Origin of the sequence: Paenibacillus urinalis (assembly GCF_028747985.1) — a bacterium.
In the GTDB taxonomy this organism is placed as follows: Bacteria; Bacillota; Bacilli; order Paenibacillales; family Paenibacillaceae; genus Paenibacillus; species Paenibacillus urinalis.
In genome coordinates, this window is the sequence record NZ_CP118108.1 from 5,284,972 (window position 1) to 5,300,623 (window position 15,652).

Consider the following 15,652-nt stretch of genomic DNA (forward strand, 5'->3'; position numbering starts at 1 on the left):
AAGTTGTAAAGAAAAAGCTGCTCAATACCGCCATCGGCAGCATTGAACAGCTCAGTGCTCATGTTACAGTGTCGTGCTATTACTTACGTTCTACGGCATACCAGCCGTCTTCAAACGTAACCGTTGCATCCAGTGCTTCTGCAATGGAACGCAGTGGAACATAGACCATCCCATGCTCCATATAAGGTGCAGAAGGCAAGGTTACCTTCTCTCCATTGACGACAGCTTGTTTAGAGCCCAGCGTATAAGTGGATTGCGCAAGCGTCAGGTCATTCGTCACCACAATCTGATTCGAGCCTTTGGTCCATTTCACATCCGCTTCAAACTGGTCTGCAAAATAACGAAGGGCTACAAATCCGGTACCGTCGTTATTCACCAATCCGTAATACTCGTCTTCCGGATCAAGATAAGTGAACATGCTGGTCATACCGGAGTTCAGCAGCAGCTCATGCACTGGTGCGGATCCTTCAAAATTACGAAGAATTTCGCCTGTCGTTGCTTCACCGTACATCACATCAAGAACGCCACTCGAAGTATCGACCTGATCTGCCTTGACTTCTGTTCCGTAGTTCCAGATCTCAGAGGTATTTACAAGCTTGATTTCACTGACAGGCAGTTCATCCGATGCGGGAATGGCTACCTTCAGCTCCATATCTGATTTGCGGGCATTCAGCTCGCTGTCGAAATAATAATCTACTGTAAGATTCGTATCATCGCCAAATACGGTCTTCAGCTCTGGTGTTTCATTGAACAATTTCTCAACTTCTTGATCATAATCCACAAGGAACTCATCCAGATAACCCGTGATCGCGCCATGAATCATCGCTACCGTCGTATCCTTGGATTCCGGAGACAGGAACTCCGAAGCTCCTTCAAGGGACTCATCTTCCGCTTCGATCGCAACAAACATAACTGAGATGGCATCGTAGAGATTGCCAATGAGCTGCTTCAAGCCTTCTTCATCCTCAGCAATAGAAGTCAGGAACGGACGGATAAGCTCGACCATCTCTGTACCGCTGAGTTCCACATGAAGCTGAGTGAGGTCAAGCTGCTCTCCATTAACTGTCTCTTGTGCCTTTGCAACCGAGATCGTGTCTGGATTAGGCAAATGCTTCACCAAGAAGCTCGCCAATTCCCAGGTTACATCCTCTACCTGCTCATAATATTCTGTCATCTCTGGTGTTTCTATCTCTTCCCCAAGCGAGAAGTAGACCGGCTTCTCTGCACCCTCAATATCAAGAGCAAACCCGGCTTTATCCATGCTGAAGAGGAATGGAATTTCATTATCCAAATAGTATACAGAGCCTGTAACCGAAGCATGATCCATATCTTCCGATTTGGCACTGTCAATATGTACGGAAATGGAGTTCAATAGGTCTATCATTTCCTTATCTTCCGCAGTTGCATTCGCAGACGGTGTAACTTCCAGATCGAGTGTCTGACGGGATTCCATCGGCTGATATAATTTTTCCTTGCTTCCTAGTATGGCTGAATTGACATCAAATCCACCTACTGACTGACAGCCTGTCAATACGACCAGCATCAGAATGAGCGGCGCAGCAAGCCATTTGAAAGATTTACGATTAATAATATTGCTCTCCCCCTTAAACGTTATGGACGTACTCCTTCATACTATATTTAGAGGGAAAATATGTAAACCTATTTTTTTAAAAAAATGCCTATATATCCTTGTGTATCAATTGTTGAGAAATGATGACAATAGTCGACAATCTATCATATTCCTCTGTTTTTTCATGAAAATATTAATATTTTCGGCATGATGTAATAAAGATTCTATTGCAACTTTATGTAGAACGCCGGCGTCAGTAGAAGTATTAAATTAAATCAAAAGGAGTCGTTATACAGATGAAAAAAAGCCGAATTATCCTCTATGCAGCAAGCGCCGCAGTGTTACTATGGATCACTGGATGTAGTCAAGCAGAGACGGAGACTTCGACTCCTGATCTTCCCGACCCTGTTAATGCGACAGAAACAGCGCCAAAAACTGTTCCAGCAGAGCAGCCGGAGGCTGAAGAACAAACGATTATATTTGAAAGGTCCGCCCCCTCTGATCCCACTAAATTTCAAGAAGGTGTCTCTATAGATATGGCAGGTTATGTACAGGATTTTTTTACATTGGACATGGCGGAGACCATCCAGCGCAATATGGAAGCGATCGTCAGCAATGATTCAGAAGGCTTCTCAGAAGGAATGTCCGAGGATGCAATGGAACAAAATCTGAATTTATTAGCCTATCTGCACACGGATGGAGAAGCGATTGAGTTCCAATCTGTTGATTCAATCACTTATTTGGAGAAGGAGAAAAGAATCCAAATTGCAGTAAGCTATGCCATTCAGATGAAAGAAGAAGTCACCTATGGATCTTTTGAATATACATTGATTCCGGAGAAGGGGACAGAAGAGGACAGGTGGATCATCGCTACCATGGACTAGAAAGTAGATCCAATGCGAACAAGCGAACCCCCATCAGAAAGATGAGGGTTCACAACAAAAGAATGAAATGGATGGCTTTTTTTTATTCCTTATTGAAAATGAGGGCTGTCTTCGTTTCGTTGATAAAGGCCGTATCCGCATTCAGCTGATCGGATATGAAGCGGACAGGAACGAACAAGCTGCCATGCTGCTGCATGAGCGGGACATCATACCGTTCAATTCTGCCATTCACATCCACCTGCCTGCTTCCCTCTGCCCAGCGAATCGTTGTGTCTCCAGCCTGGATCGTCGCTTCTCTAAGATCTTGATTCCACTCAACAACTGCCCCCAGCTGTTCTGCTGCAAACCGAAGCGGTACATAGGTGCGGTTATCGCTGATATACGGGGCACTTTCCAAAGAAAATTCCATGCTGCCGGCATAGGCTGTGCTTGATCCAATGATTAAGCGCTGCAGCTCGCCTTGGGATCGTTTGTCTTTGTCATTCGCCGTTATTTTCTCAAAAATATCTAATGTATCGCTTCCTTCGCTTAAGTCCAGATAGTTGTCAGCGAGCCCCAAAGAATAGTATTCCAGCACGTTTCCAACCTGGTTTGCCGGATAATAGATAAAGTCATGATCTGCAAGGGGCGAAATATCCCATATTCGATTGCCTGACAGCTGCAGCTCGCTGAGCTCTGCCAAATCTGCCAGTGGTGCCAGATCATAGATCTGGTTATTTGCCAGCTGGATGGACCTTAAATTCGTCAGACTTGCAAGTGGCGCTATATCGGTGATTTCATTATTGTTCATACTGATTCCCTCAAGTGTTTCTGTCAGATGCTCAAGAGGGTACAAGTCCTCGATCTCATTATTGTCCAGCTGAACATACCGAAGGGCCGGAAGCTCAGCCAGCACCGAAATATCTGTAATTCCATTGTCGGTTGCTTCCAGCCAGCTTAATGCCTTGGCTTCTTCCAGCGCATCCAGACGGTCTATCGGATTGCCGCTGATCAGAAGGGTGTGTAACCGAGGAAAGTTGCTGACGACCTCGATGGATGCAACTCCATTATTGCTTATGTACAGTCTTCCCAAATCCGTAAGCTCTGCTAATTCCTCAATTGAAGTAATATAGTTACTCCTTACATCGACTTCCCGCAAGGTCTTTATTTTGCTTATAGGTGCAAGATCAGATATTTCATTGCCGGACAGCCTCAGATGGGTCATATTTACCGCGTGCTCTAGTCCAGCCAGACTCTTAATTCCCAAGCTCCGCAGATCAACGACCTTCAAGGAAGTCAAATCTTCTGTCGTGAGCGGCTCATCAACCGGCTTATTAAGTATTGACTTCAGTCCATAGGATAGTGCCTCATCTTCAATAAATACTTCTTCGGTGTACGCTGCAGCAAAGGAGGCCTGAAAGGCAACACCCATACTGATGATTAAGAAAACAAGCATTATGGCTATGTATTTCCTCACTACGCATATTCCTCCCCCTGTTTGCTTAAACTGAAAGCCAGTATCCTAACTATATGGACGCTTAGCGTAATGAAATGTTTCGATTTATTATCTCTGTTACATATACCCAATTTCAAGGGGAAAGGAACAACATATGATAAATTCATCCAGAAAAGCACTTCTGTTCCGAACAATCACAATCCTGCTTATTGTTATGATTTTATTTTCGATGATAAATTTAGGGACCGGCTTGGGGTCTAGTCTCTCTGCAGCGGCTGTTTCCCACAGTCCAAACGAGAAAAACACGTCTCTTCCGGAGACCAAACGTTTTCACCTCTATGCCACGGACGGTACTCTCAAGCTCCCTGATGAGACATCTGTATACGTGTGGGGATATAGTGAGCAACAAGCAAAGGGGTCTGCCGGATATCCTGCCCCTACCCTCACCGTTAATGAAGGAGATCTGGTAGAAGTTACTTTGACCAATCTGGGCACCTCCCAGAAGGGGATTAAGCAGGTCGGGCATACGATTCATTTTCATGGACTCGATACGGATCAGGCAAACGACGGTGTGCCGCACACCTCCAAGGATTTGCTTGTGGGAGACAGCTATACCTATAGATTCAAGGCCGATCATGCAGGAACCTATTTCTATCACTGTCATGTCGATACGATTGAGCATCTGCAGATGGGAATGACCGGGGCTTTTATTGTCAAAGCAAAGGACGGAGCTAATGAGGCTTGGACCAGTGGTCCGAAATACGACAAAGAATATACTTTCGTATTGAACGAGATTGATCCGGTATGGCACAAGGCCGTGCAGGAGGGCAAGAAGTATGATCGTACTGACTTCAAGCCTACCTATTTTACGATTAACGGCAAGGCCTATCCTGACACCGAGAAGGACCCAGGTACGCTCATTACAGGCAAGATCGGGGAGAAGGTACTCGTCCGCATCATCAATTCCGGATACCGGCCTCATGCCATGCATCTGCATGGGCATCATTTTGAAGTGATCGCATCTGACGGCAGGCCGCTGCCTGCCCCGCTTGAGAAGGACACGGTAAATATCGGGCCCGGTGAGCGCTACGACCTGTTAATTACATTCATCCAGGAAGGGGCCTACCCCTTCCACAGCCATAACATTGTCGACAATACGAACCATGGTGTCTATCCTGGCGGCATGCATACGATGGTCATGATCGGTGATCAAGGACCGGCATCAGAGCATGAAGGGCATGGACAGCATGGTGAGGCCGGGAGACAAACAGAAAATGAACATCATCGCAGCATAACAGGAACAGCTGGTGCTCCTGTCTCCCCCTTGGAAGAGTCCCGGGAAGGAGCTATGGTAGCAATCAGTCACATGAAATATTCTGTGAAAGAGCTTCGAATTAAAGCCGGAACTACCGTCACCTGGGAGAACCAGGATCCTGTCTTTCATACGGTTACGGATATAGGAGGCGCCTTCGACAGCCGTCATCTCGGACCTGGGGAGGAGTTCAGTCACACTTTTCATGAGAAAGGGACCTATAACTATTATTGTGCTACGCATCCGAGTATGGAAGCCAGCGTCATTGTAGAGTAAGGAATACAGGACCCACTTCAATAAAAAACACCCTCTCGCCTTGTAGCGAAAGGGTGTTTGGTGCTTAGCTTACGCGTTGCTTTGCTCAGACTTCTCTTCATCCTCGCCAGCCTTGCCGCCGGTCTTCTCGAATTGGTCCGGTTCATCATCACGGATCGCTTTATCTTCTTCATTGTTTTGTGTATCTTTATTAACCATGATGCAGCCCTCTTTTCTGTAAAGTTGTACGTATGCTCATTATTAACCCTTTACAGCAAATTGAACCTGGCACTCGATTCACTGTGAGTATCCTTCATCAAATAGTTCCTCACTTTAATCAGTAAACAATTTCCTATACACTGGCTATAGTAATCTATAGAGAAATGTGGTGACTTGTCATATGTTCACAATCATGCTCATCGAGGATGATCTGACCTTGTTTCAAGAAATGAAGGACCGTTTATCGCAGTGGTCTTATGATACATACGGTGTACAAAATTTTGATAAGGTCATGCAGGAGTTTGCGGAAATCCAGCCCGATCTAGTCATCATCGACATCCAGCTTCCCAAGTTCGACGGGTTTCATTGGTGCCGCATGATTCGGGCCCATTCCAATGTTCCTATCATCTTTCTGTCCTCCCGTGATCATCCGACGGATATGGTGATGTCCATGCAGCTCGGAGCTGACGACTTCATTCAGAAGCCGTTTCATTTCGATGTCCTGATCGCCAAGATCCAGGCTACGCTCCGCCGTGTCTACAATTACAATACAGAGCCGACCCAGCTTAAGACCTGGAGAGGAGCAGCCATAGAATATGTGAAGAACTCCATTTCAAATGATCAAGGCTCAGCAGAGCTGACGAAAAATGAAATGTTTATCCTCAAAATGCTGATTGAGCAGAAGAACCAAATCATCAGCAGAGAGGACCTCATCAAAAGTCTGTGGGATAATGAGCATTTTGTCAGCGACAACACACTCACCGTCAATGTGAACCGCCTGCGGAAGAAGCTCGAAACGATCGGCCTAGGTGCTTATATTGAAACCAAGGTCGGACAGGGTTACATGGCTACGGAAGAGGCTGCCCCATGATTCGGGGGTTTCTTATTGAACGGCGCAGCTGGCTGCTGCTGATCCTCGTCCTGCAGCTGCTGACGCTGTTCGTCGCCTATATCGATACCTCTGTTCCACTGCTGCCCATTCTGTATATTACACTGCTGTCTTCCATGCTCTGTATTTTGTTCTTCTTTATTCGGTATCATAAGGAAACCAAGTTCTTCAAACAGTTAAAGGCCTGGAATCACACCTATGATCTTACTGCCTTCAAGAACGCCGATAGTCCCTTCGAGCAGATTGTGGAGGATGCAGTGACGATGCAGACCCAGCACTATAAAAAAGAAGCATCCGGCCGCCTTCTGCTCCTCGAGCAGGAGAAGGATGAACTGCTCTCATGGATTCACGAAGTCAAGACACCCCTGACGGCGATGCGGCTCATGATTGACCGTTTGCCTGATGATGCGCTCAAGAGCCAGCTCCAGTTCGAATGGCTGCGGATTCACCATCTGCTCGATCAGCAGCTGCACCAGAAGCGGATTCCTTTTATCGAGAATGATCTGTATATCGAGGAGACCTCGCTTGAGCCGATCATCTACAAGGAGATTCGGGACTTGAAATCTTGGTGTATTCAAAAAGGAATCGGCTTTGACGTATCACTGGACGCGCCTCAGGTGCTCACAGATGCAAAATGGCTCGGCTTCATCCTCCGGCAGATCCTGACCAATGCCGTCAAATACAGCGAGGCTTCGGACATTATCGTAGAGAGCCGGAAGGAGAACGGACATGTCCTTCTGACCATTCAGGATTACGGCCGCGGTATTGATCCGAAGGATCTGCCCCGCATTTTTGATCGGGGCTTCACCTCAACAACCCGGCATCAGGAAAGCGCGGCTACGGGAATGGGGCTGTATTTGGCACAGAAATCGGCTGATTCCCTTCGGATTCATATTGAGGTTCAGTCTGCTGTGGGGCATGGCACGGCCTTCTATCTTACCTTTCCTGTTCCTAATGATTTCGATCATCTTGCAGGCATGTGACAACATTGTCACATGCTTTTGTGCTTTGTTCGCTGAATCGAAGGAGAATTCGACGTGAGCGAGGTAAGATGGATTCATAAAGAACATAAGGAGTGAAACCCGTGGTTATATTGGAAGCAAATAAGATCCACAAAATATACGGCAACAAATTTAACAAGCAGGAAGTGCTGAAAGGGATCGATCTGAAAGTAAACAAAGGAGAGTTTGTCAGCATCATGGGCGCCTCGGGCTCCGGCAAGACCACCCTGTTGAATGTGCTGTCCTCCATCGACAAGCTGAGCGAGGGAACCATCGAGATTGAGGGCAAAGAATTTACAGGCATGAAGGAGAAGGATCTCGCTGAGTTCCGCAAGAACCACCTCGGTTTTATTTTTCAGGAATATAATCTGCTCGACACACTGACGGTTAAGGAAAATGTGCTCCTTCCGCTATCCATTAAGAACGTATCCAAACGGGCTGCGCTGGAAAAATTCAAGGCGGTTGCATCCGAGCTTGGCATTTACGAGCTGGCGGATAAATACCCGAGTGAGATTTCAGGCGGACAGAAGCAGCGAACCTCTGCTGCCAGAGCGTTCATCCATGATCCAGGCATTATTTTTGCAGATGAACCAACGGGAGCGCTCGATTCGAAATCCGCCTCCGATCTGCTGAATAAGCTCAGTGACATGAACGAGAAGCATGCGGCAACGATCATTATGGTTACGCATGACCCCGTAGCGGCAAGCTACTGCAGCCGGGTCATCTTCATCAAGGACGGACAGATATACTCGCAGCTGAATAAGGGCGAGCAGCCGAGATCCTCCTTCCTGAGCGACATTATGAAAACCCAAGGCGTGCTGGGCGGTGTTCAAGCGTGAATCTGAATACGATTATTTTTCGAAACCTGAAGAAGAACATACGCAATTACTATCTTTATGTATTTGCTCTTATCTTCAGTGTCGGCCTGTACTTCTCATTCGTAACGCTGCAATACGATCCGTCCATGGATGAAGCGAAGGGTACGGTCAAAGGGGCTGCGGCACTTGGGGCAGCTTCCGTTTTACTCGTTGCGATTGTCGCCGTCTTCCTGCTCTATGCCAACACGATCTTCATCAAGCGTCGGAGTAAGGAGATCGGACTGTTCCAGCTGATTGGTCTGACGAAAGGCCGCATCTTCCGGATCCTGACGGCGGAGAACCTGATTCTGTATTTTGGCTCCATGGTTATCGGTATTGCGGCAGGCTTCGCCGCTTCGCGGCTTATTCTCATGATTCTGTTCAAAATACTTGGTGTGGATGAGCTGGCAGCCCTTCGCTTCTCACCTGAAGCTCTCACGCAGACCGTCATTGTGTTTGCACTCATCTATGTGCTGATTATGATCATGAACTATCTGTTCATTGTCAGACAGAGCATACTCTCCCTGTTCCGTGTCGTATCCACCGCACAGCAGCGGGTGAGTAAGATGTCACTGTTCGAAATATTACTCGGCGTTCTTGGGATCGCTCTGATTCTGGGCGGTTATTATGTTTCCACTCAATTATTCGGAGGACGCTTTACGGAAATGGAAGATCTGATGTGGGCCATGATCTTTATTTTGGCGTCCGTCATCATCGGTACTTATCTCTTCTATAAGGGCTCGGTCAGCTTCATATTCAACGCGATCCGCAAGAGCAAGAATGGATATTTGTCCATTGGCGAGGTGCTGTCGCTCTCATCCATTATGTTCCGGATGAAATCGAATGCTATGCTCCTTACCGTCATCACGACCGTCTCGGCGCTCGCGATCGGCCTGCTGTCACTCAGCTATATCTCTTATTATTCTGCTGAATCGAGTGCGAAGAGCAGTGTACCGCATGACTTCTCCTTTGCAGAGGAGCAAGTCAAAGAAGATTTCATATCCGAGCTGGATTCACACCTGATCGCTTATGAAGTCATTCACAGACAACCGATTGAAGTCGAGATGGATGCAAGTAAACTCATGTCTAATAGTACATTTGCCGATGAAACGATTCACACACCTGTGCTCAGCGAAGCGATGGTTGAAGGTATCGAGCTTGAACCTGGTGAGGCTGTATTCATGGGATACGATGATGCTTTATCAGGCTTCATGACGATTGCGGAGACAGGAGAGTTCCATTTTATTGGAGGAAGTGGAGCTGAAATTCATCAGAAACTAATCGGAAACAAGGAGGACGCTGTGCTGTCCTACTACTACGGCGGCGGATTTCCTACTGTAATTGTAGATGAGACTGTGTATGAGCAGCTGCGCCAAGATAGGAATCCGGAGCTTCAAACAGACGACCGTGCCGACTATTACGGGGTTCAGCTCAAGGACCGTTCACAGGTCGAAGAAGCACATCAAATATATAAAGAGATGAATCTGGGCGTACCAAGCTTCGCTCAATATGATTTTGAATTGAATCAACGTAATAACATGGGACTCATCATGTTTATCGTCGGCTTCCTCGGCCTGACCTTCCTGATTACCTCCGGCTGTATTCTGTACTTTAAACAGATGGATGAAAGTGAAGAGGAGCGGCCTAATTATACGATTCTGCGTAAACTGGGCTTTACAGAGAGCAACCTGATGCGCGGCATTCAATTCAAGCAGCTGTTTAACTTCGGTATTCCGCTCATTGTCGGTCTGTGCCACAGCTACTTCGCCGTCAAGTCAGGCTGGTTCCTCTTCGGTACCGAGCTCATGGCGCCGATGCTGATCGTGATGATTCTGTACACCGTGCTCTACTCGATCTTTGGCATCCTGTCCGTTAACTACTACAAGCGGGTGATCAAAAGCTCGCTGTAAGCTGAGCAAAGCCTGAACACCCCCTTGCATTAAGCAAGATACCATTCGCGATCGCATGAACAAACGGTGCTGATATAAAAAATACTCCCTGCCAAATAAGGCGGGGAGTATTTCTAATATGCGAATGCGAATCACTTAAGAGGTTTTATTTAAAATTTTGAGCTCTGAATTTTGCATTGCGGCTTCTTTTCTGCCCACCAGTGCATAATAAAGAACAAATCCAACGATCATTAGTGCCGCCATTGCCATGTACATGCCGTTGTAGCCGATGACCGGTGTAAGGAACCCGAGAATAAACGGCCCCACGCCGATTCCCACATCAACAAAGATATAAAAGGTCGAGGTTGCCAGCCCCATCCGGTGAACAGGAGATCTCTTCACGGCGAGCGCCTGAGCGCTGGCCTGCGTTGTACCGTAGCCAAGCCCGACGAAGACGGCAGAGAGCAGCAGCAACGGACCGCTGTGCACCTTACTCAGTATCGCAAGTCCAATGGCAAACAGTACAATAGCCGGGTACATGACCACATTGATTCCATGCTTATCGAACCACTTTCCTGTGAAGGGTCTGGTTAGAATGACGACAATCGCATAGACGATGAAGAAGAAGCTTGCGACCTCCACCAGATTTATTTTTTCGGCAAACAAGGTGAGGTACGTAAGAATGCTGGAATATCCAAACGCCATGACGAAGCTGATGATGGAGATCGGAATGGCCTTTGGTTCAACCAGGTTGGATATCTTGAAGCCCTTTAGATCCTTCTGCTGTTCCGCGGTCAGTGTAAGCTTCGGAACCTTCATCAAGAAAGAGGAAGCCAAGGATAATACGCCAAGAACTGCGCATAAAATAAAGTTTAACGTGATGCTTCCGTGTTCCTTAACCAGCAATCCGATAAACGGGCCAATGGCAGAAGCAATAATGATGCTGACCCCGTAATATCCGGTTCCTTCTCCTCTTCTGGAATGAGGGATGAGGCTGGCCGAGATGGTTCCTGTCGCAGTAGAGGCTAGCGCAAAGGCAATCCCATGCAGCAGACGGACGATCAGGAGCACTCCCAGATTAGGGGTGACGAAATAAAGAAAGGTCAGGATGACAAAAGAAATCAGCCCGGTCAAGAGCATCCGTCTCCGTCCCACCTTCTCAATCGTGCTGCCTCCAACCAGCCGGCCGATCAATGCACCGATCACAAAAATACTGGATGCGAATGCACCCATGCTCTCCGATGCCCCAAACTCATTGATCGCGTAAGATGGCATGATCACGACAAGCAAATAGAAGCATAAAAATAATAAAAAGTTCACACCGAAGACAATGAAGAAATCCTTTGTCCATAATCGGTCCTTTGAAATTGTCTGTTCCATTGCATATTCCCCTTTCTATACATCACAAAAAGGACCACCCCGCATGGGTGCAAGTCTGGTTCTTTGCAGTAAAAAGCTTTATTGAGCTTAATTAGTCAAAAAAGGACGTGTTCTTTTCGCTATTAGTTACCCTAGGTAACTATATTGCTCTATTATTATAATGTACTTTTTTACATATGTCCAGGTGCCGTATGAGGCGTACCTAAAAAAGGACTCCTCAACCCATAAGGTAAAGGAATCCTTCAAAATCATGATCGTCTCGGAAGGCGACAGCTCTGCTGTAGATATAATCGCAACTACACAGACCAAACACTATCCACGCTGGCCGAGTATGGCCAGGGAGAGCGCTGCATCAACGACCGCTTCCGGCTGATGAATATGAATGTCTTGCTCACTGTCCTGAACCGTTAGCGGTATCGTGCAATTCGTCAGTTCAAACAGTGCCTGCTGGCTGTCCTTCCACTCTTCCGTTTGCTTGCCTGCCGTCAGCACGATGACGGGCATCGAAGGCCGAAGCGGAGCCGCACTATACAGCTGTCGAACACTCTCTCGAGCACACCCAAGCTCAATCTCAGGATCAGCGACTGAAAATGTACTACGGCGATATCCTGGAGCTATAGCCTCGATGTTCATGCCCTCATGAATCGAATCGACGAGCAGCAATCCAGACACTTCATCCGGATACATGGAAGCAAACAGCCGTATGGTCATTCCACCGAACGAGGTCCCGACAAGAACATAGGGAGGCTTTAGCTGCTTCTCAGCCAATAGGGTTCGCAGATCCTCCACATCCTCTCGGCAGGTCTGCTGCTTCTCCTCTCCCCTGCTCCAGCCGAATCCTGCACGATCATAGGAGAGCACTACTGCATGCCTCGACAGCTCAGGCTGTATCCGCGACCAGTCCTGTGAGCAGCCGCCATTACCTGCTTCCAGAATAATCGTCTGATCGCCTGATCCGGTAATCAGCGCGTGAAGCTGGCGATCCCCCACCGGAACAAGCTCTCCAGGCGGCGTGACGAAACGGTTCTCGTCATCGGACAGCATGAATGGGTTCAGCATATAAGGAAATTCTGTAACGACAGCACAGGTATCTAAATTTATATATTTATCCGTTAAAGGAGTAGAAGTCATATCAACACACCTCTCTTATTTATCGCAAACAGCGTAGCTGCATCTACATACGATAATAAAGGGAAATGCTTCTGTGAAAAATAGAAGGTATGTGGGCGATTTTTTCTTATTTTTTGAGGATGTAGGCTTGCCGGGTATTCACATGGGGACTTCTCCGGGTAAAGAATATCAAAATGATAACCAAGGAAGGAACAACGATATGAAGCAGGCAATGATTATTATTAACCCTTCTTCAGGTAAGGAAGAAGCTCTTGCCTATCTGAGAGATGTACAGGAGGTCTTGGAGGAACAGGGCTACCAGACGTCCGTAAACGAAACAGCGAAGGAGTATGATGCAACAGCCTTCTGCATTTCCGCCTGTGAGGATTGCTATGATCTGGTTGTATCCATCGGAGGAGACGGTACCTTGCACGAGACGCTGAACGGCTACATGGATCAAGCGCACAGACCCAAGCTTGGCATTGTTCCTCTCGGCACTGTTAACGATTTTGCCAGAGCACTCCATATCCCGCTTGATCCGGATGAGGCGATTCGTACGCTCCGTTCTACCCGCTTGAAGCCAATTGATATCGGATTAATCAATGATCGGATCTTTGCCAATGTCATTGCGGTCGGGATGCTGGCCGAAGTGTTGGCTGAGGTGAGCTCTGAGCAAAAATCGAAGCTCGGCGCGTTCGCTTATTACAAAGAAGGCATCAAACGCCTCGTGAACAGCCCGTCCAATCATCTGATTATCGAGCATGATGATGAAACATGGGTAGGTGAATCCCCCTTGTTCGTGGCTGCATTAACGAACTCTGTCGCCGGATTTGAGAAGATGGTGCCTTCGGCCTCCGTGGACGACGGACTGATTCACTGTTTCATCATCAAGGATATAAATGTCTTTAACACACTTACTGTTGGAACGTCGCTCTTACTCGGGAATTTAAAGGATCATTCCGACGTGGTTTATTTTACAGCGAAGGAAGTCCGTGTTCGATCTGAGGAGTCATTGTCTACCAATATTGATGGAGAAGCTGGTCCTTCTCTGCCCCTCCATTTGCGTATATTATCCCGTCATATTGATGTGATCGTTCCAGAGGAAGATTAGATTTTATACATGAATCCATTTTCTAAGCGGATAAACACTGTTTCTCCCCGATTTCTTGGCGGTATACAGCGCTTTATCTGCTTCCCTCATGAGGGACTGAGCGGAATGCTCTCCTTCGCCAGGGACGATACCGGCATGCGCTACACCAAAGCTGGAGGTTACCCTAACTTCTTGGTCCTCAACAATCATCTGGCGTCCAGCTATATTTTTACGAATCGATTCCGCAAGCTCACACGCCTCCGTCAGGGAGGTGTCCGGAAGCCAGAGAATAAATTCATCCCCGCCATACCGGCCTGCAAATCCTGCACCGCTGAGTGTCGAATGAATGGCATCTGCCACATGGGTCAGCACGATATCCCCTGCCTCATGACCGTACGTATCATTAACTTCTTTGAACAGATCGATGTCGAACATGATCACGGAGAGCCTTCCCCCATGCTCGGTGTACTCACGAATGACCCTATCCGATTCTCTCAGTAGTGCGGTTTTGTTTAGGAGTTGGGTCAGACCGTCCGTATCAGCCAGCTCCTTGAGCTGTTCTTGCATCAGGATGCGCTCTGTGATGTTGGCAAAGGTGATGATGCGGCCGATCGGCATCCCTTGCTTCATCATCGGTGTAAATCTGACGTGAAAATGCTGATTCACTCCATTTATTTTGAGCATATAGTCAAACTCCAGCCCACGGCGAACCAGCTCCGCAAGCTCAGGATAATCCAGAAGTGCAGCCGATGCCGAGCGGCCTATAACCCCCTTGGTCATTCTTGGAAACACAGTCAGCACTGTTTGGTTGTAATCAACAATGATGTCCTTGTCATCCAATACGACGACTCCTTCCCTCATATGCTCGAATACCATCTCTCTCGCCAGAGGTACGGCGCTGAACATCTGAAACCGGAACAGGGCGATGCTGTGAAATATAAAGGACAGACTAATAAAAACAGGCCCCAGATCGATCCCGTAAGGACTCATACCCGCCAAGTACAAAAAGGCGCCGATAATCGGCACAAGATTCCCAACCGCCATCGTAAGAAGCTGCCTCCGAAAGGCGGGCGCTGCCTTGCCCCATTGTACAAGCAGGATAGCGGCACTCGCGATGATGCATCCGTACAGATAAACCGAGTGCACCGCGAACCACGGTCCATAAGTCAGCTCCACGATCGGAAATGGAGCGTTCTCCCGGAGTGTCACGGAGGTGTAGTACAGATGATGCAGCTCATTCGTGCTTTGGATGAGTGTCGTCGTCACTGGGATGGCAAAAAGGATATAATAAACCCATTTTTTTATAGCCACACCGACGTATTGTGTGCACATGAGCAGCATGAATGCAGGAATAAGCGGAAGCGGAATGTATTCGACGGTGATCCAGAACTTGATCTGCATCAGTGTCGAGCTGGTCAGCTCCGCCGCATAGGCGAATGAAAAAAAGGATGCCATTAATGTCATCCAGACATAGTACATCCCGCCAGGTGCACTCTTAAGCCTCAGCAGTCCGTATACACATAAAATTACACTAATACTGCCGCCAGCCATGATCATGAATACCGGTAAGCGCAGCTCTTCTGCCATCTTCATCTACTCCATGATTACTTTTATCGTTTTATGCTAAACCCTCATTAAATTATAAAGCAGGTTGTTCCCGTTCTCTAGCCATAATTCTACATAAAACGACTTTAATCTACTATATCACGATAGGAATAATTGTGATTATTTATTTTCACTTTTTTGGATCCTTTAACGCAA

General features: G+C 47.4%; 13 protein-coding genes. 7 read left to right on the forward strand and 6 right to left on the reverse strand.

Annotated features, from left to right (window positions below; all coding sequences use genetic code 11):
• Positions 1-79: 79 nt before the first annotated feature.
• Complete coding sequence (locus tag PUW25_RS24510) at positions 80-1,543, reverse strand: copper amine oxidase N-terminal domain-containing protein (protein WP_047912675.1); 1,464 nt, start codon at positions 1,541-1,543, stop codon at positions 80-82.
• A gap of 323 nt (positions 1,544-1,866) precedes the next feature.
• On the opposite strand from PUW25_RS24510, the gene PUW25_RS24515 reads away from it, so the two are divergent.
• Entirely contained in the window at positions 1,867-2,454 is a 588-nt protein-coding gene (locus PUW25_RS24515; RefSeq protein ID WP_274337782.1) for a hypothetical protein, read from the forward strand.
• Positions 2,455-2,536: 82 nt separating this feature from the next.
• Here PUW25_RS24515 and PUW25_RS24520 read toward each other — a convergent pair whose 3' ends face one another.
• Complete coding sequence (locus PUW25_RS24520) at positions 2,537-3,910, reverse strand: leucine-rich repeat domain-containing protein (protein WP_274338486.1); 1,374 nt, start codon at positions 3,908-3,910, stop codon at positions 2,537-2,539.
• Between the two features lie 208 nt (positions 3,911-4,118).
• Between PUW25_RS24520 and PUW25_RS24525 the strand changes: the two genes are divergently transcribed.
• The gene (locus tag PUW25_RS24525) at positions 4,119-5,477 is read left to right on the forward strand and encodes a multicopper oxidase domain-containing protein (protein WP_274338487.1); all 1,359 of its coding nucleotides are present in this window, start codon (positions 4,119-4,121) and stop codon (positions 5,475-5,477) included.
• Positions 5,478-5,546: 69 nt separating this feature from the next.
• On the opposite strand, the gene PUW25_RS24530 is transcribed toward PUW25_RS24525, so the two are convergent.
• Positions 5,547-5,675 (reverse strand): hypothetical protein, encoded by a 129-nt coding sequence (locus PUW25_RS24530; RefSeq protein ID WP_274338488.1) that lies wholly within the window; start codon positions 5,673-5,675, stop codon positions 5,547-5,549.
• A gap of 181 nt (positions 5,676-5,856) precedes the next feature.
• Between PUW25_RS24530 and PUW25_RS24535 the strand changes: the two genes are divergently transcribed.
• From PUW25_RS24535 to PUW25_RS24550, 4 genes are all read left to right on the forward strand, one after another.
• Positions 5,857-6,546 (forward strand): response regulator transcription factor, encoded by a 690-nt coding sequence (locus tag PUW25_RS24535; protein WP_274338489.1) that lies wholly within the window; start codon positions 5,857-5,859, stop codon positions 6,544-6,546.
• A complete protein-coding gene (locus tag PUW25_RS24540) occupies positions 6,543-7,547 on the forward strand; it encodes a sensor histidine kinase (protein ID WP_274338490.1) in 1,005 nt (334 codons plus the stop codon). Before PUW25_RS24535 ends, PUW25_RS24540 begins: the two co-directional genes overlap by 4 nt.
• 101 nt (positions 7,548-7,648) lie before the next feature.
• Complete coding sequence (locus tag PUW25_RS24545) at positions 7,649-8,404, forward strand: ABC transporter ATP-binding protein (protein WP_047912670.1); 756 nt, start codon at positions 7,649-7,651, stop codon at positions 8,402-8,404.
• Positions 8,401-10,332 (forward strand): FtsX-like permease family protein, encoded by a 1,932-nt coding sequence (locus tag PUW25_RS24550; protein WP_274338491.1) that lies wholly within the window; start codon positions 8,401-8,403, stop codon positions 10,330-10,332. The genes PUW25_RS24545 and PUW25_RS24550 overlap by 4 nt, the downstream gene beginning before the upstream one ends.
• Before the next feature lie 135 nt (positions 10,333-10,467).
• Here the strand turns inward: PUW25_RS24550 and PUW25_RS24555 are convergent, their stop codons facing one another.
• Together PUW25_RS24555 and PUW25_RS24560 are read right to left on the reverse strand one after the other, a co-directional pair.
• Positions 10,468-11,691: an MFS transporter gene (locus PUW25_RS24555; protein WP_274338492.1), complete on the reverse strand. Its 1,224-nt coding sequence runs from the start codon at positions 11,689-11,691 to the stop codon at positions 10,468-10,470.
• 312 nt (positions 11,692-12,003) lie between these two features.
• Positions 12,004-12,822: an alpha/beta fold hydrolase gene (locus PUW25_RS24560; protein ID WP_274337786.1), complete on the reverse strand. Its 819-nt coding sequence runs from the start codon at positions 12,820-12,822 to the stop codon at positions 12,004-12,006.
• A 199-nt stretch (positions 12,823-13,021) separates the two neighbouring features.
• Here PUW25_RS24560 and PUW25_RS24565 point away from each other — a divergent pair, with 199 nt between their 5' ends.
• Complete coding sequence (locus tag PUW25_RS24565) at positions 13,022-13,912, forward strand: diacylglycerol/lipid kinase family protein (protein WP_274338250.1); 891 nt, start codon at positions 13,022-13,024, stop codon at positions 13,910-13,912.
• Between the two features lie 3 nt (positions 13,913-13,915).
• On the opposite strand, the gene PUW25_RS24570 is transcribed toward PUW25_RS24565, so the two are convergent.
• Positions 13,916-15,478, reverse strand: a complete 1,563-nt coding sequence (locus PUW25_RS24570) for a histidine kinase N-terminal 7TM domain-containing diguanylate cyclase (protein ID WP_274337787.1) — start codon at positions 15,476-15,478, stop codon at positions 13,916-13,918.
• Positions 15,479-15,652: the final 174 nt, after the last annotated feature.

Bases quoted from the DNA above. Each gene is read 5' to 3' on its own strand.
- PUW25_RS24510 (WP_047912675.1), bottom strand. From the start codon at position 1,543: ATGCTGGTCGTATTGACAGGCTGTCAGTCAGTAGGTGGATTTGATGTC.
- PUW25_RS24525 (WP_274338487.1), top strand. From the start codon at position 4,119: ATGATAAATTTAGGGACCGGCTTGGGGTCTAGTCTCTCTGCAGCGGCT.
- PUW25_RS24560 (WP_274337786.1), bottom strand. From the start codon at position 12,822: ATGACTTCTACTCCTTTAACGGATAAATATATAAATTTAGATACCTGT.
- PUW25_RS24570 (WP_274337787.1), bottom strand. From the start codon at position 15,478: ATGGCAGAAGAGCTGCGCTTACCGGTATTCATGATCATGGCTGGCGGC.
- PUW25_RS24540 (WP_274338490.1), top strand. From the start codon at position 6,543: ATGATTCGGGGGTTTCTTATTGAACGGCGCAGCTGGCTGCTGCTGATC.
- PUW25_RS24565 (WP_274338250.1), top strand. From the start codon at position 13,022: ATGAAGCAGGCAATGATTATTATTAACCCTTCTTCAGGTAAGGAAGAA.
- PUW25_RS24515 (WP_274337782.1), top strand. From the start codon at position 1,867: ATGAAAAAAAGCCGAATTATCCTCTATGCAGCAAGCGCCGCAGTGTTA.
- PUW25_RS24535 (WP_274338489.1), top strand. From the start codon at position 5,857: ATGTTCACAATCATGCTCATCGAGGATGATCTGACCTTGTTTCAAGAA.
- PUW25_RS24555 (WP_274338492.1), bottom strand. From the start codon at position 11,691: ATGGAACAGACAATTTCAAAGGACCGATTATGGACAAAGGATTTCTTC.
- PUW25_RS24530 (WP_274338488.1), bottom strand. From the start codon at position 5,675: ATGGTTAATAAAGATACACAAAACAATGAAGAAGATAAAGCGATCCGT.